The sequence below is a fragment of the Streptomyces sp. CMB-StM0423 genome (genome assembly GCF_002847285.1).
GTDB lineage: Bacteria > Actinomycetota > Actinomycetes > Streptomycetales > Streptomycetaceae > Streptomyces.
This window is the reverse complement of record NZ_CP025407.1, coordinates 6,481,258-6,495,296: the sequence shown is the minus strand read 5'-3', so window position 1 is coordinate 6,495,296 and position 14,039 is coordinate 6,481,258. Positions and strand designations below refer to the sequence as shown.

Below are 14,039 nucleotides of genomic sequence, written 5' to 3'. Positions count from 1 at the left end.
CCCGCGGCCGCGGGCGCCGCTCAGCCCCGGGGCGGCGTGGCCCGTACGGCACGGCCCGCGGTGCGCAGCGTCTCCTTGACCTCGCCGATCCGCAGGTCCCCGAAGTGGAACACCGATGCCGCCAGCACCGCGTCCGCGCCCGCGTCGATCGCCGGCGGGAAGTGGTCGAGGCGGCCCGCGCCGCCGCTGGCGATGACGGGGACCGTCACGCGCTTGCGGACGGCGGCGATCATCTCCGTGTCGTAGCCGTCCTTGGTGCCGTCGGCGTCCATCGAGTTGAGCAGGATCTCGCCCGCGCCCAACCCGGCTGCCCGCTCGGCCCATTCGACGGCGTCGAGGCCCGTGCCGCGCCGCCCGCCGTGGGTCGTCACCTCGAAGCCCGAGGCCGTCGCCGCGCCGTCGCCGCAGCGCCGCGCGTCCGCCGAGAGCACCAGCACCTGGCTGCCGAAGCGCTCGGCGATCTCGCGGATCAGCTCCGGCCGGGCGATCGCCGCGGTGTTGACGCCGACCTTGTCGGCGCCCGCGCGCAGCAGCCGGTCCACGTCCGCGACCGTACGTACGCCGCCGCCGACCGTGAGCGGGATGAAGACCTGCTCCGCGGTGCGGCGCACGATCTCGTACGTCGTCTCGCGGTCGCCGGAGGACGCGGTGATGTCGAGGAACGTCAGCTCGTCGGCGCCCTCCGCGTCGTACACCTTGGCCATCTCGACGGGGTCGCCGGCGTCGCGCAGGTTCTGGAAGTGGACGCCCTTGACGACCCGGCCGCCGTCCACGTCCAGGCAGGGGATGACCCGTACCGCCAGGCTCATGCGCCGGCTGCTTCCCGGGAGCCGCCCGGGCGGTACGCCTCGACCTCGACCTCGACGACCAGCCGGGAGTCCACGAAGCCGGAGACGATGATCAGCGAGGCGGCGGGGCGGATGGCGTCGAACAGCTCCTTGTGCGCCCCGCCGACCGCCTCCACGTCGCGCGCGTGGGTGAGGAACATCCGGGTCCGCACGACGTCCTCGCGCTCCAGGCCGATCCTCTTCAGCGCCTCGAACGCGACGCCGAAGGCGGTCATCGTCTGGGTGTGCGGATCGCCCTCGCCGACGATCACGCCGTCCACGACGGACGTGCAGCCGGCCACCAGCACGAGGCCGTTGGGCAGCTCCACCGCGCGCGAGTAGCCGAACTCCTCCTCCCAGGGGGCTCCGGACGAGATACGACGTGCGCCGCCACCGGCCATCAGGACACCGCCTCCAACGCTTCTTCCATCGTGAACGCCTTCGCGTAGAGCGCCTTCCCGACGATCGCCCCTTCGACTCCTTCCGGGACGAGCGTGGCGAGGGCACGCAGGTCGTCGAGGGAGGAGACGCCGCCGGAGGCGACGACCGGCCGGTCGGTGGCGGCGCAGACGTCGCGGAGCAGTGGCAGGTTGGGGCCCTGGAGGGTGCCGTCCTTGTTGATGTCGGTGACCACGTAGCGCGCGCAGCCCTCGGCGTCGAGCCGGGCCAGCGTCTCGTACAGGTCGCCGCCGTCGCGGGTCCAGCCGCGGCCGCGCAGCGTGGTGCCGCGGACGTCGAGGCCGACGGCGATGCGGTCGCCGTGCTCGGCGATGACCCGGGCGACCCACTCGGGGGACTCCAGGGCGGCGGTGCCGAGGTTGACGCGGGTGCAGCCGGTGGCGAGGGCGGCGGCCAGCGACGCGTCGTCGCGGATGCCGCCGGACAGCTCGACCTTGAGGTCCATCGCCGCGACCACCTCGCCGATACGGGCGCGGTTGTCGCCGGTGCCGAAGGCGGCGTCGAGGTCGACCAGGTGCAGCCACTCGGCGCCGGCGCGCTGCCAGGTGAGCGCGGCCTCCAGCGGGTCCCCGTAGCCGGTCTCGGTGCCGGACTCGCCGTGCACCAGGCGTACGGCCTGGCCGTCGCGGACGTCGACGGCGGGCAGCAGCTCCAGGGCGGTGGTCATCTCGCGGGGCGTCATCAGAGGGTCTCGATCCAGTTCTTGAGGAGGAGGGCACCGGCGTCGCCGGACTTCTCGGGGTGGAACTGGGCGGCCCACAGGGGTCCGTTCTCGACGGCTGCGACGAACGGCTCGCCGTGGGTGCTCCAGGTGACGGCGGGCGGGGAGATGCGCGGGTTGTGCACCTCCAGCTCCCAGCGGCGGGCGGCGTAGGAGTGCACGAAGTAGAAGCGCTCCCCGGCGTCGATGCCCGCGAACATCCGGGAGCCGGCCGCGATCTCGACGGTGTTCCAGCCCATGTGCGGCACGACGTCTGCCTGCAGCGCCTCGACCGTGCCGGGCCACTCCCCCATACCGTCGGTCCGTACGCCGTGCTCGACGCCCTGCTCGAAGAGGATCTGCATGCCGACGCAGATGCCCAGTACGGGCCGGCCGCCGGCCAGCCGGCGCTCGACGACCCAGTCGCCGCGGGCCTCCTTCAGCCCGCCCATGCAGGCGGCGAAGGCGCCGACGCCGGGCACCAGCAGGCCGTCGGCGGCCATCGCCCGGTCGTAGTCGCCGGTGATCTCCACCTCGGCGCCCGCGCGGGCGACGGCCCGCTCGGCGGAGCGGACGTTCCCGAAGCCGTAGTCGAAGACGACGACGCTCTTGCGCCCGCCAGCGCCGCCCTCGCGGCGGCGGGCGGCGGGTACGGCGACCGGCGGCGCCGTGGCCCCGGGCCCGGCGGAGGCGGTGGGAGCGGTGGACGCGGCGCGGTCGGTCAACCCCACACCCCCAGCCGCAGGACGCCCGCGGCGAGCGCCATCGCGGCGCCGATGGCGAGCACGGCGATCACGTTCTTCGACTGGCCCTGCTTGATGAAGGAGATGACGCCGCCGAGCAGGAAGAGCCCCACGAAGATCAGCAGTATCGACAGGCCGTTCATTACAGCGCGCCCTTGGTCGACGGAATACCGGTCTGCCGCGGATCGATCTCCGCCGCGTAGCGCAGGGCGCGGGCGAGCGCCTTGAACTGGCACTCCACGATGTGGTGCGCGTTGCGCCCGTAGGGCACGTGGACGTGCAGCGCGATCTGCGCCTGGGCGACGAACGACTCCAGGATGTGCCGGGTCATCGTCGTGTCGTAGTCCGCGCCGATCATCGCGGCCATGCCCTCGGGCTCGGTGTGCACCAGGTACGGGCGGCCGGACAGGTCGACGGTGACCTGGGCCAGCGACTCGTCCAGCGGCACGGAGGCGTCGGCGAACCGCACGATGCCGCGCTTGTCGCCCAGGGCCTGCCGGAAGGCGGCGCCCAGGGCCAGCGCGGTGTCCTCCATGGTGTGGTGGCTGTCGATGTGCAGGTCGCCGTCGGTCTTGACGGTGAGGTCGAAGAGGCCGTGGCGGCCCAACTGGTCGAGCATGTGGTCGAAGAAGCCGACGCCCGTCGACACTGAGACCTCGCCGCGGCCGTCGAGGTTCAGCTCGACGACGACCGAGGTCTCCTTCGTGGTGCGCTCGACGCGGCCCACGCGGGTCATGAGTTGCTCTCCTTCTTCAGCGCGCGCACCGCATCGAGGAACGCGTCGTTCTCCGCCGGTGTGCCTGCGCTGACGCGCAGGAAGCCGGGCACGCCGTTGTCACGGACCAGCACGCCCGCGTCCAGCAGCCGCTCCCATGCCGCGTGCGCGTCCGGGAAGCGGCCGAACTGGACGAAGTTGGCGTCGGACTCGGTGACCTCGCAGCCGAGCGCTGTCAGCTCCGACACCAGCCGGTCCCGCTCCTGCTTGAGCTGTTCGACGTACTGGAGCAGGGTATCGGTGTGCTCCAGGGCGGCGAGCGCGGTGGCCTGGGTGACGGCGGACAGGTGGTACGGCAGCCGGACGAGCTGGACCGCGTCGACCACGGCGGGGTCGGCGGCGAGGTAGCCCAGCCGCAGGCCGGCGGCGCCGAACGCCTTGGACATCGTGCGGGTGAGGACCAGCCGCGGGCGGCCCTCGATCAGCGGCAGCAGCGACGGGCGGTGGCTGAACTCGCCGTACGCCTCGTCCAACACGACCATCGAAGGACCCGCCGCCTGCGCGGCCTCGTACAGCCGCAGGACGGTCCCGCGGTCCACGGCGGTGCCGGTGGGGTTGTTCGGCGAGCAGACGAACACCACCTCGGGGCGGTGCTCGGCGATGGCGCGCTCGGCTGCGCCGGCGTCGATGGTGAAGTCGTCGCGCCGCGGGCCCGAGAGCCAACCGGTGCCGGTGCCGCGGGAGATCAGCGCGTGCATCGAGTACGACGGCTCGAAGCCGATGGCGGTGCGGCCGGGGCCGCCGAAGGTCTGCAGCAGTTGCTGGATGACCTCGTTGGACCCGTTGGCCGCCCACACCTGGGCGGTGGTCACCTCGTGGCCCGCGGTGCGCGACAGGTAGCGCGCCAGCTCGGTGCGCAGCTCGACCGCGTCCCGGTCGGGGTAGCGGTTGAGCCGGCGGGCCGCCTCGGTGACGCGCTCGGCGATGCGCCTGACCAGGGGCTCGGGCAGCGGGTAGGGGTTCTCGTTGGTGTTCAGCCGGACGGGCACGTCGAGCTGGGGCGCGCCGTACGGGGACTTGCCGCGCAGTTCTTCGCGGACGGGCAGGTCGTCGATCGCGGTCACGGCTGCGGCACCTTCCATGAGAAACGAGCCTTCAGCGCGGCGCCGTGGGCGGGCAGGTCCTCGGCCTCCGCGAGGTTCACCACGTGCGCGGTGACCTCGGCGAGGGCGTCGCGCGTGTAGTCCACGACGTGGATGCCCTTGAGGAAGGACTGCACGGACAGCCCAGAGGAGTGGCAGGCGCAGCCGCCGGTGGGCAGCACGTGGTTCGAGCCGGCGCAGTAGTCCCCCAGCGAGACCGGGGCGTACGGGCCGACGAAGATCGCGCCGGCGTTGCGCACCCGGGCGGCGAGCGCGGCGGCGTCGGCGGTCTGGATCTCCACGTGCTCGGCGGCGTAGGCGTCGACGACGCGCAGGCCGGCCTCCAGGTCGTCCACGAGCACGATGCCGGACTGCCGGCCGCCCAGCGCTGCGGTGATCCGCTCGACATGCCGGGTCGCGGCCACCTGCGTCTTCAGCTCGGCCTCGACGGCCTCGGCCAGCCGCTCCGACGGCGTGACCAGCACGGCGGCGGCCAGCTCGTCGTGCTCGGCCTGGCTGATGAGGTCCGCGGCGACGTACGCGGGGTCCGCGGTGTCGTCGGCGAGGACGGCGATCTCGGTGGGGCCGGCCTCGGCGTCGATGCCGATACGGCCCTTCAACAGGCGCTTGGCGGCGGCCACATACACGTTCCCCGGGCCGGTGACCAGGTCGACGGGGGCGCACTCGTCCGTCCCGTACGCGAACATGGCGACGGCCTGGGCGCCTCCCGCCGCGTACACCTCGTCCACGCCGAGCAGGGCACAGGCGGCGAGGATCGTCGGGTGCGGCAGGCCCGCACCCCACGAGTTCGGCACGTCCTTCTGCGGGGGCGAGGAGACGGCCAGCGACGGCACGCCCGCCTCCTGGGCCGGCACCACGTTCATGACGACGGAGGACGGATACACGGCCTGGCCGCCCGGCACGTACAGCCCGACGCGGGCGACCGGGAGCCAGCGCTCCGTGACCGTCCCGCCGGGGACGACCCGCACCGCGGTGTCGGCGCGGCGCTGCTCGCGGTGGACGATGCGGGCGCGGCGGATCGACTCCTCCAGCGCGGCGCGCACCTTGGGGTCCAGCTCGGCCAGCGCGCGCCGGAGCGCCTCCGCGGGCACCCGCAGCCGCTCCAGCGTCACTCCGTCGAAACGCTCTGTGATCTCGATCACCGCCGCGGTGCCGCGATGCCGGACGTCCTCGCACAGCGGGCGCACCTTCTCCAGGGCGGCCTCGACGTCGAGCTCGGCACGGGGCAGCAGGTCGCGGTCGATGCCGCCGCCTGCGCCGGAAGCGGCGGCGGAGCCGCGCAGATCGATTCGGGAGATCACGTGTCCAAGTCTCTCAGACGGCCCAGGGCCGCGGCCCGGTTGTCCACAGGCTGGACCGCAAAATCGTCACTGTCAGTACCTGGTACTAGCGTTCAGTGTGCCGCCCCGAGGGGAATCAGAGCCGTACGGGACGGACGCGGGCAGACCAGGGGAGCGTGTCGTTGACCGCTGCACAGCACGACCGGGCGGTGCCGCCCGAGGACCTTTCGGCGACGGAGCGGGGGCTGTGGGAAGCCTTCCAGGAGGGAGCGACATACGATCTGCGTTCGCGCGATCCCGGGCAGAACGACCCGGCGGGGCTGCACGTCTGGGGGCCGGAGCGCAGCGTGCGCGCCTCCTTACTCGCCCGGCTCCTGCTGCACGGCCCGCCGGCCCGTCCCGGCCGGGTGTCGTCGCTCAAGCTGGCCGGGGCGTACGTCACGGGCACGCTCGACCTCTCCGGCGGCCGTGTCGAGCCGTACGTGGAGTTGCGCAACTGCCGCTTCGAGAACGAGATGCTGCTGCCCGAGTGCTCCTTCGCCACGCTGCGCCTGGTGGAGTGCTCGGTGCCGCGGCTGGAGGCCGCCCGGCTGACCACCAGCGGCGACATGCACATGCCCCGCTGCACGGTGGACGGCGGCATCCGCCTCACGGACGCCCACATAGGCACGGACCTGCTGCTCAGCCAGCTCACCGTCGGCCGTGACCGGCGCGGCGTGGCCGTCGCCGCCGACGGCATCACCGTCGGCCAGGACCTCCAGGCCGACCTGCTGCAGGCGCACGGCGAGCTGCGGATGCGCGGCGCGACCGTCGGCGTCTCGCTGAACCTGAGCGGCAGCGTCCTGCGCAACCCGTACGGCAAGCGCGCGCTCAACGCGCCGCAGCTCACCGTCGAGCGCTCGCTGCACATGGCCCCGGCGGCGGTCCCCGAGGCCGCGACGGGCGGGGCCACGCCCCCGTACGGCATCAGCGGCCACACCCCGCCGCGCGGCACGCGGATGCAGCGCTTCGAGTGCCACGGCGGGCTGCGCCTGGACGACGGCCGCTTCGGCGACTCCATCGACCTCGACGGCGCGCGCTTCGTGATGGATCCGGAGCAGGAGATGTCCCTGCGCCGGATCCAGACGCCGGAGCTGCGCTTCATGAGCCGCGAGCCGGAGGGCGGCAGGGTCGTGCTGTCCGGCGCCCGGGTGGTCAACCTCCGCGACAAGTACACGAGCTGGCCGGGTCCCGGGCGGCTGGCGATGGCCGGGTTCTTCTACGAGCACCTCATACCCGTCGGCGCCTTCCCGCTGGTGCACCGGCTGGAGTGGGTGGAGGCCGCCACCCCGGAGTTCTCCCCCGAGCCGTACGAGCTGCTGGCCGCCGTCCTGCGCAACAGCGGCGAGGACCACGACGCCCGCGAGGTCATGCTCGCCAAGCACCGCCGCCAGCGCGAGACACTGCCGCTGACCGGCAAGGCGTGGGGACTGCTGCAGGACTGGACGGTCGCGTACGGCTACCGCCCCACCCGCGCCGTGGTGTGGATGGCGGTCCTCTGGGCGGTCGGCTCGCTGTACTTCGCACACCAGGAGCCGCGCGCGCTGCGCCCCGGCGAGGGGCCCGAGTGGAGCCCGCCGCTCTACGTGCTCGATCTGCTGCTGCCCGTCATAGACCTGGGCCAGGACAACGCCTGGCATCAGTCGGGGCATTACCAGTGGACGGCCACGGTGCTCGTGCTCGCCGGCTGGGTGCTCGCCACCACGGTGGCGGCCGGCGTCTCCCGTGCGCTGCGCCGCCAGTGAGGTACCGGCCGGGACCGTTAGGATCCGCCTGTGACCACCGCACGCCTGCCCCTCTTCCCGCTGAACGCGGTGCTGTTCCCGGGCCTCGTCATGCCCTTGAACGTGTTCGAGGAGCGGTACCGGGCGATGATGCGCGACCTGCGCAAGCTGCCCGAGGCGGAGCGGCGGTTCGGCGTGGTGGCGATCCGGGACGGCCGCGAGGTCGCGCCCACGGGTCCGGGACTGCCGGACCGGACCGCGCTGCCCGAGCGCGGTCCCGCGGCCGGCTTCGGCACCGACCCGATGCAGGCGTTCTACGGCGTCGGCTGCGTCGCGGACGCGGCGACGATCCGGGAGAAGGACAGCGGCGGATACGAGGTGCTGGTCACCGGCACCCGCAGGTTCCGGCTGCTGTCGGTGGACGCCTCGGGCGAGTACCTGACCGGTGAGGTCGAGGCGCTGCCCGAGCAGTCGGGCGAGGGCGCGGGCGTGCTGTCCGCGGCGGTCGTACGGGCCTTCAGGACGTACCAGAAGAGGCTGGCCGGCGCCCGCGAACGCTCGCTCGGCGCGGCCACGGAGCTGCCGGACGAGCCGTCGGTGCTGTCGTATCTCGTCGCCGCGGCCGCCGTGCTGGACACCCCGTCGAAGCAGCAGCTCCTCCAGGCCCGGGACACCGCCTCGCGGCTGTCGGCCGAGCTGAAAATCCTGCGGCGCGAGAGCGCGGTGCTGGGTAAGCTCCCGTCGCTGCCCGCGGTCGACCTGACGCGGCAGCCGACGAGCCCCAACTGACCCCGGTTCCCCTCCCCATGGCCAAGAAGAAGCAGGCCGGGTCCACCCCGGCCACGGTGGCGCTGACCAAGGCCGGCGCCGAGTTCACCGTCCACGCGTACGCCCACGACCCCGCCGCCGCGTCGTACGGCGAGGAGGCGGCGGAAGCGCTCGGCGTCGATCCGGGCCAGGTCTTCAAGACCCTGGTCGCCGAGGTCGACGGCGCGCTGACCGTCGCGATCGTGCCGGTCTCGGGCGCGCTGGACCTCAAGGCGCTGGCCGCGGCGGCCGGCGGCAAGAAGGCCGTGATGGCGGACCCGGCGCACGCCGAGCGCACCACGGGCTACGTCCGCGGCGGCATCTCCCCGCTGGGCCAGCGCAAGCGGCTGCCGACGGTGCTGGACTCCTCGGCCGCGGGGCGGCCGACGGTCTGCGTCTCCGCGGGCCGGCGCGGCCTTGAGGTGGAGTTGTCGCCGACGGTGCTGGCGGAGCTGACGGGCGCGGTCGTGGCGCCCATCGCGCGCGACGGCCGCTGACGCGGCGCCGGGCGGGGCGGATGCCCGCCGCGCGGGCCGGATCTCCGCTGGGCGGACCGGATCCCCGCTGGGCGGACCGCCCCTCGTCAGGCGGGCCTGCGGCCGTGGTTGGCCTTGCCCTTGCGGGTACGCCACTTGCGCTTGCGCGTTTTCTTCGACATGTCCAGGTCATACCGGAGTGCGCGGAATCCGTCCAGGCTCCGCGCAGCCCTCCCCCCGGCGGGCGGGCCGTTCGGCACCGCGTACCCTCGTAGTTCGTGAGTACGCGCAGCGAAGCGGCGGGTCCTGCCGCGGCCGGGACCGCCACCCCGCCGGGCGCGGTGGTGTGTGCCGTGCGCGCGCTCGTGAAGACCTATCCCGCGCCCCGCGAGAGGCGCCGGCGGCGCAGGGCGGCCCGCGGGGACGCCGAGCGGCCCGCGTCCCCCGCCGGTCCCGTACGGGCCTGCGACGGCGTCGCGCTCGACATCCACGCCGGTGAGATCTTCGGCCTCCTCGGCCCCAACGGCGCCGGCAAGTCCACCCTCGTACGCCAGCTCACCGGCCTGCTGCGGCCCGACTCCGGCAGCATCGAGCTGTTCGGCCACGACCTCGTACGCCGCCCGGAGCTGGCCGCGCGGCTGCTGGCGTACCTCGGCCAGGAGTCCACGGCGCTGGACGACCTGACGGTGGCGCTGGCCGCCGAGACCACCGCCCGGCTGCGCGGCCTGCCCGCGGCCGCGGCCCGCACGGAACGCGACGCGGTGCTCGGCGAACTCGGCCTCGACCGCCTCGCCGACCGCCCGCTGCGCCGGCTCTCCGGCGGCGAGCGGCGGCTGGCGTGCGTGGCGGCGGCGCTGGTCGGCGAGCGCCCGCTGCTGGTGCTGGACGAGCCGACCACGGCGATGGACCCGGTGGCCCGCCGCGCCGTGTGGGCGGCGATCGACCGGCGCCGGGCCGAGCGGGGCGCGACCGTGCTGCTCGTCACGCACAACGTCATCGAGGCCGAGACCGTGCTCGACCGGGTCGCCGTGCTCGACCGCGGCCGGGTCATCGCCTGCGACTCCCCCGCCGGGCTGAAGGCCCTGGTGGGCGGGGAGGTCCGGGTGGACCTGGTCTGGCGCGACGAGCCGCCGCTCGACCTGCCGCAGATCGCGGAGCTGGCCCGCACCGCCCGCCGCACGGGCCGCCGCTGGACGCTGCGGCTGCCGGAGGACGCGGCGCGCGCCGCGGTCGCGGCGGTCACGGGCGGTCCCGCGTTCGCCGCGCTGGACGACTTCACGCTGACGACGCCGAGCCTGGAGGACGTGTACCTGGCCCTCGGCGGGCGGGACGAGGGACTGGTGAAGGCATGACGGACGGACACCTCGGCCTCGCGCAGGCCCCGCCCGACGGCCCGGGGCCCGCGGCTACGGGACCGGCGGTACCCGGGCCCGCCCCCGCGAACGGGACCGCAGGGGTGACCGCCATGCCGGACGGAGCCGCCGAGGACACCGGAGCCGCCGGGAGCACCGGCCAGGGCTCCGCCCGGCCCGCCGCGTCCGTCCCGCTCGCGCCCCGCGTGCCGCTCCTCCCCGCCCTCGCCGCCGTCTACCGCGCCCAGCTCTCCCGCGCCAAAGTCGCCCGGCTCCCGCTGCTCTTCGTCGCCACCTTCCAGTCCATCGGGATCATGGTCCTGATGCGCGGCGTGGTCGACGCCGAAGCGCGCAGCTCCGAGGCCCACGCCGTGGTCGCCGGGTCGACGGTGCTGATCGTGGCGTTCGTGGCGCTGAACCTGCTCGCCCAGTACTTCGGCCAGTTGCGCGCCACCGGCGGCCTCGACCACTACGCGACGCTCCCGGTGCCGCCCGCCGCGGTGGTGCTCGGCGCGGCCGGCGCGTACGCCTCGTTCACCGTCCCCGGTACCGTCGTCACGGCCGTGACCGGCAGCCTCCTCTTCGAGCTGCCGCTGACGCACCTGTGGATCCTCGTGGCCGTCGTACCGCTGTCCGGCGCCGCGCTGGCCGGGCTCGGGGCGGTGCTCGGGCTGCTGGCGCCGCGGCCCGAGCTGGCGACGCTCTGCGGCCAGCTCGGCATGTCGGCGGCGCTGCTGCTCGGGGTGCTGCCCGCGGAGCGGATGCCGGGGGCGGTGGCCTTCGCGCGCGACCTGCTGCCGTCCACGTACGGCGTGGAGGCGCTGATGGAGACCTTCACGCCCAGCCCCGACTGGGCCGCGGTCCTCGCCGACCTGGGGGTTTGCGCCGGTGTCGGGGTGCCCGCGCTGGCGGCGGCGACGTGGGCGTACCGCCGGGCGGCGCTGCGCTCGTGAGCGCCGGCGGTCACGGCGACATTCCGAACGGCCGTCCTGGCTACGGCGGGCGGCCCCGGCCCTGGCACGATGACGGGGTGACAGCTCCCCTGACACCGCATGGGCAACCCCCGCACGAGCAGCCGGGCCACAACCCGTGGCAGTACCCGCCCGCCTCCGGCGGCGGCGGCAAACCGACGGGCGGGAAGGGCGGCCGGAACGCCGGGGGCGAGGACGACACCGATCTCGCCGGGGAGCTGTGGCAGGCGTTCCTGCTCATGGTGGGCGTGGCGGCCCTGGGCCTGCTGCTGGGCTTCCTCTGGGAGCAGTTCGCGCCCCGGGTGCCGCTGGTGGTGCGCGGGGGCGATGCCTGGCTGAAGGAGAGCGAGAGCGAGGACGCCATCTCCATCGACGGCACGTTCGCGCTGCTGGGGCTGGCCTTCGGCGCGGTGACGGCGCTGGCGGTGTTCCTGTGGCGGCGCCGCGGCGGGCTGCCGCTGGTGCTGGGGCTGGCGCTGGGCTCGCTGATCGGTGCCGTGGTCGCCTGGCGGTTCGGCATCTGGCTGGGCCCGCCGGGGAACGTGGCGCAGCGCGCCAGCGAGATGAGCGACGGCAGCCACTTGGAAGCGCCGCTGGAGCTGAAGGCCAAGGGTGCGCTGCTGGCCTGGCCGGGGGCGGCCATGGCCGTGCACCTGGTGCTGACCGGGCTGTTCGGGCCGCGCGACCCGGAGCCGCAGGCGCCCCCGCCGCCGACGGGCGGCTGGCAGGGCTGGGGCTCCCCGACGTCCTGAGGCGGGCCCGGGCGGGCGGGGCCGGGTTCGTACGGCGGACTCGCGGGCGGCGCACGACGCCGCCGGGCCCTACGCCTCCGGCTCCGCGGCCTGCGCGTGCTCGGCGGCGGAGCTGACGTCCACCTCGCGCCAGAACCCGGCCCGGATCGCGTACCGGTCGCGCTCGTCGATCTGGTCGTCCTTGTGCGCCAGCAGCCCGAAGCGGGCGGCGTAGCGCAGCAGCTCGCCGTCGATGCGGTGCGGGATACGCGGGTACTGCCCGGCCAGCAGCCGCAGCTTCGCCTGGTCCGCCAGCCGCTCCATCCAGCGCCTGGCGAAGACCTGCCCCACCTCGAACGGGTCGCCGCCGATGACGGTGATGTCCTCCTCGCGGTCCGCCCAGCGCTGCTCCGCGGTGGTGAGCTGGGCGAGCGTGGGCAGCCCGGCGACGTCCGGGGGCTCCGCCCCCGGCCGCTCCACCCAGCCGCGGTCGGACGACCAGCGCAGGGTGGCGTTGCCCACGGGGTGCCCGTGGCGGCCCTCGGGCACGGCGGGGCGGCCCAGGCTCGCGAGGTCCTTCGGGGTGGGCACGCCGCCCTTGCCGCCGGGGTCGTCCTCGTCATCGGGTACGGCGTCGGGGGCCGTACCCGCGTCGTCGTGGCGGCGCTCGGTGACCGGGGCGGTGGCCTGCGCGGTGCCGTTGGCGACGGCCGTCTGCTTGCCCGCGACGGAGTTCTCCGAGGGCGGGGCGGAGAGGATCGCGGCGATCTCGGGCCGCGGCACGGGGCTGGGGGCGCAGATGCCGGTGAGGTCCTTGGCCTGCATGGCGCGGGTGATCCAGGCCCGGTCGAGCACGCGCCGCTCGTCGGCCTCGGCGACCAGGTCCTCGGACTGGTTGTAGTCCCCGTCGGCGGCCTGGACCGCCCACAGGTGCACGGCGACGCCGTGCTCCTTCGCGGACATCATCCCGGGCAGCAGGTCGCCGTCGCCGGTGACGAGCACGACATCGGCGCAGGCGCGGTTGCGGGCCAGCTCGGTCAGCTCCGCGTGCATCGCGGCGTCGACGCCCTTCTGCGCCCAGCGGCCGTCGCTGCGGGTGAGCGCGCCGAGGCGGACGGTGACGCGGGACATCACGCGCAGCCGCCGGTGTTCCGGCTGCGGTACGCGGTCGGGGGCGCCGTCGAACCAGTAGATCCGCAGCAGCCGCTGGCCGGTGTCCGCTTCGGCCTGGTCCCGCAGGCCCTGGATGAGCGCGGGGTGGTCGACGGTGATCCGGGAGCGGGCGGGTTCCCCGGCGAGCAGGCTCGCGGCGGCGCCCAGCAGGTAGCCGGCGTCCACCAGGACGACGCAGCGGTCCACGATTCACCCTCTTCTCAGCCGGTTCCGGGCCCATGCCGCGGAGTTCACGTCGGGTTGCCTTCGAGTCTGCCCCACTGAGGGGTGGTTAACAGCAGGGCATCGATCATCGGCGTGGCGGACACCGATGCCCGGCCATGAACAGCGCGTACTACGCACGGTAATTATCCGACATGCGAGGCATCTCAGGCCGTGCGAAGGTGATCTCCGCGGGGGTCCGCGCCTGTAAAGGATCAGTGATGGGTAAGCGCAAGAACCGCGAGAAAAAACAGCAACAGCATTCCCACCGGGACAAGTACGCCGGCTCGCCGGCGGGCATACCCGACCGCGGCCGGCGGCAGTCCTTCGACGAGCCCCCGCCGCCGGACGCCCGGGCCGAGGCGCCCGCGGGCGACGCCGGCCGGCGTCCCCGGGCCGGGGAGCGGTGAGCCCCATGAGCCGTAAGAACAGAAACCGCCAGAACGACCGCGCCGCCGCCCCGCCGGAGGAGCGCGGCATGGAGAGCGACTCCCCCTCGGCGGGCAGGCCCCCGCCCGACCAGGTCAGCGAGGCGGTGAACCCCGGCTCCGGGAGCCACAAGACCCAGAAGCACAAGGAAAAGCGCTTCGGTCACAACTGAGTGCGGCCCGGCGGGCGCGCTCCTCGCGGGCGCGCCCGTGCATGCCGGCGCGTGGCCGCCGGGCCGGGCCGTCCCCG

17 protein-coding genes are annotated in these 14,039 nt (G+C 74.4%); 8 read left to right on the top strand and 9 right to left on the bottom strand.

Annotated elements, in window-relative coordinates; genetic code table 11:
- Positions 1-20 precede the first annotated feature (20 nt).
- Genes hisF through hisD form a run of 8 tightly spaced genes read right to left on the bottom strand, consistent with a single transcriptional unit; the run spans position 21 to position 5,908 of the window.
- Positions 21-809 carry an imidazole glycerol phosphate synthase subunit HisF gene (hisF, locus tag CXR04_RS28240; protein WP_101425054.1) on the bottom strand — a complete coding sequence of 263 codons (789 nt, stop codon included), beginning with the start codon at positions 807-809 and terminating at the stop codon, positions 21-23.
- A complete protein-coding gene (locus CXR04_RS28235; protein WP_101425053.1) occupies positions 806-1,228 on the bottom strand; it encodes a RidA family protein in 423 nt (140 codons plus the stop codon). The genes hisF and CXR04_RS28235 overlap by 4 nt, the downstream gene beginning before the upstream one ends.
- Positions 1,228-1,968 carry a bifunctional 1-(5-phosphoribosyl)-5-((5-phosphoribosylamino)methylideneamino)imidazole-4-carboxamide isomerase/phosphoribosylanthranilate isomerase PriA gene (priA, locus tag CXR04_RS28230; RefSeq protein WP_101425052.1) on the bottom strand — a complete coding sequence of 247 codons (741 nt, stop codon included), beginning with the start codon at positions 1,966-1,968 and terminating at the stop codon, positions 1,228-1,230. Before priA ends, CXR04_RS28235 begins: the two co-directional genes overlap by 1 nt.
- Entirely contained in the window at positions 1,968-2,711 is a 744-nt protein-coding gene (gene hisH, locus CXR04_RS28225; RefSeq protein WP_101425051.1) for an imidazole glycerol phosphate synthase subunit HisH, read from the bottom strand. Before hisH ends, priA begins: the two co-directional genes overlap by 1 nt.
- Entirely contained in the window at positions 2,708-2,872 is a 165-nt protein-coding gene (locus CXR04_RS35350; RefSeq protein ID WP_199850547.1) for a hypothetical protein, read from the bottom strand. Before CXR04_RS35350 ends, hisH begins: the two co-directional genes overlap by 4 nt.
- Positions 2,872-3,465: an imidazoleglycerol-phosphate dehydratase HisB gene (gene hisB / locus CXR04_RS28220; protein ID WP_101425050.1), complete on the bottom strand. Its 594-nt coding sequence runs from the start codon at positions 3,463-3,465 to the stop codon at positions 2,872-2,874. The genes CXR04_RS35350 and hisB overlap by 1 nt, the downstream gene beginning before the upstream one ends.
- Positions 3,462-4,568: a histidinol-phosphate transaminase gene (locus CXR04_RS28215; RefSeq protein WP_101425049.1), complete on the bottom strand. Its 1,107-nt coding sequence runs from the start codon at positions 4,566-4,568 to the stop codon at positions 3,462-3,464. The genes hisB and CXR04_RS28215 overlap by 4 nt, the downstream gene beginning before the upstream one ends.
- Positions 4,565-5,908: a histidinol dehydrogenase gene (gene hisD, locus CXR04_RS28210; RefSeq protein WP_101425048.1), complete on the bottom strand. Its 1,344-nt coding sequence runs from the start codon at positions 5,906-5,908 to the stop codon at positions 4,565-4,567. The genes CXR04_RS28215 and hisD overlap by 4 nt, the downstream gene beginning before the upstream one ends.
- Positions 5,909-6,069: 161 nt before the next feature.
- Between hisD and CXR04_RS28205 the strand changes: the two genes are divergently transcribed.
- The 6 genes from CXR04_RS28205 to CXR04_RS28180 all read left to right on the top strand — a co-directional run bounded on the left by CXR04_RS28205 (position 6,070) and on the right by CXR04_RS28180 (position 12,008).
- Entirely contained in the window at positions 6,070-7,671 is a 1,602-nt protein-coding gene (locus CXR04_RS28205) for an oxidoreductase (RefSeq protein WP_101425047.1), read from the top strand.
- Between the two features lie 30 nt (positions 7,672-7,701).
- Positions 7,702-8,439, top strand: coding sequence for an LON peptidase substrate-binding domain-containing protein (locus CXR04_RS28200; protein WP_101425046.1), 738 nt, complete (start codon positions 7,702-7,704; stop codon positions 8,437-8,439).
- 17 nt (positions 8,440-8,456) lie between these two features.
- Positions 8,457-8,954, top strand: coding sequence for a Cys-tRNA(Pro) deacylase (gene ybaK / locus CXR04_RS28195; RefSeq protein ID WP_101425045.1), 498 nt, complete (start codon positions 8,457-8,459; stop codon positions 8,952-8,954).
- A 332-nt stretch (positions 8,955-9,286) separates the two neighbouring features.
- Positions 9,287-10,285: an ABC transporter ATP-binding protein gene (locus tag CXR04_RS28190; RefSeq protein WP_101425044.1), complete on the top strand. Its 999-nt coding sequence runs from the start codon at positions 9,287-9,289 to the stop codon at positions 10,283-10,285.
- Positions 10,286-10,398: 113 nt separating this feature from the next.
- On the top strand, positions 10,399-11,238 hold the full coding sequence (locus tag CXR04_RS28185; protein ID WP_442802412.1) for an ABC transporter permease: 840 nt from the start codon (positions 10,399-10,401) through the stop codon (positions 11,236-11,238).
- Between the two features lie 77 nt (positions 11,239-11,315).
- Complete coding sequence (locus tag CXR04_RS28180) at positions 11,316-12,008, top strand: hypothetical protein (protein WP_101426649.1); 693 nt, start codon at positions 11,316-11,318, stop codon at positions 12,006-12,008.
- A 69-nt stretch (positions 12,009-12,077) separates the two neighbouring features.
- Here the strand turns inward: CXR04_RS28180 and CXR04_RS28175 are convergent, their stop codons facing one another.
- Positions 12,078-13,346, bottom strand: coding sequence for an NYN domain-containing protein (locus CXR04_RS28175; protein ID WP_101425042.1), 1,269 nt, complete (start codon positions 13,344-13,346; stop codon positions 12,078-12,080).
- Positions 13,347-13,582: 236 nt separating this feature from the next.
- Here CXR04_RS28175 and CXR04_RS28170 point away from each other — a divergent pair, with 236 nt between their 5' ends.
- Both CXR04_RS28170 and CXR04_RS28165 read left to right on the top strand, forming a co-directional pair.
- Positions 13,583-13,771 carry a hypothetical protein gene (locus tag CXR04_RS28170; RefSeq protein WP_101425041.1) on the top strand — a complete coding sequence of 63 codons (189 nt, stop codon included), beginning with the start codon at positions 13,583-13,585 and terminating at the stop codon, positions 13,769-13,771.
- Between the two features lie 5 nt (positions 13,772-13,776).
- The gene (locus CXR04_RS28165; RefSeq protein WP_101425040.1) at positions 13,777-13,962 is read left to right on the top strand and encodes a hypothetical protein; all 186 of its coding nucleotides are present in this window, start codon (positions 13,777-13,779) and stop codon (positions 13,960-13,962) included.
- The last annotated feature ends 77 nt before the right edge of the window (positions 13,963-14,039 follow it).

What these genes read in the sequence shown, in the direction of transcription:
- hisF (WP_101425054.1), bottom strand. Translation starts at nt 809, where the DNA reads ATGAGCCTGGCGGTACGGGTCATCCCCTGCCTGGACGTGGACGGCGGC.
- CXR04_RS28235 (WP_101425053.1), bottom strand. Translation starts at nt 1,228, where the DNA reads ATGGCCGGTGGCGGCGCACGTCGTATCTCGTCCGGAGCCCCCTGGGAG.
- priA (WP_101425052.1), bottom strand. Translation starts at nt 1,968, where the DNA reads ATGACGCCCCGCGAGATGACCACCGCCCTGGAGCTGCTGCCCGCCGTC.
- CXR04_RS35350 (WP_199850547.1), bottom strand. Translation starts at nt 2,872, where the DNA reads ATGAACGGCCTGTCGATACTGCTGATCTTCGTGGGGCTCTTCCTGCTC.
- hisB (WP_101425050.1), bottom strand. Translation starts at nt 3,465, where the DNA reads ATGACCCGCGTGGGCCGCGTCGAGCGCACCACGAAGGAGACCTCGGTC.
- ybaK (WP_101425045.1), top strand. Translation starts at nt 8,457, where the DNA reads ATGGCCAAGAAGAAGCAGGCCGGGTCCACCCCGGCCACGGTGGCGCTG.
- CXR04_RS28185 (WP_442802412.1), top strand. Translation starts at nt 10,399, where the DNA reads ATGCCGGACGGAGCCGCCGAGGACACCGGAGCCGCCGGGAGCACCGGC.
- CXR04_RS28170 (WP_101425041.1), top strand. Translation starts at nt 13,583, where the DNA reads ATGGGTAAGCGCAAGAACCGCGAGAAAAAACAGCAACAGCATTCCCAC.
- CXR04_RS28165 (WP_101425040.1), top strand. Translation starts at nt 13,777, where the DNA reads ATGAGCCGTAAGAACAGAAACCGCCAGAACGACCGCGCCGCCGCCCCG.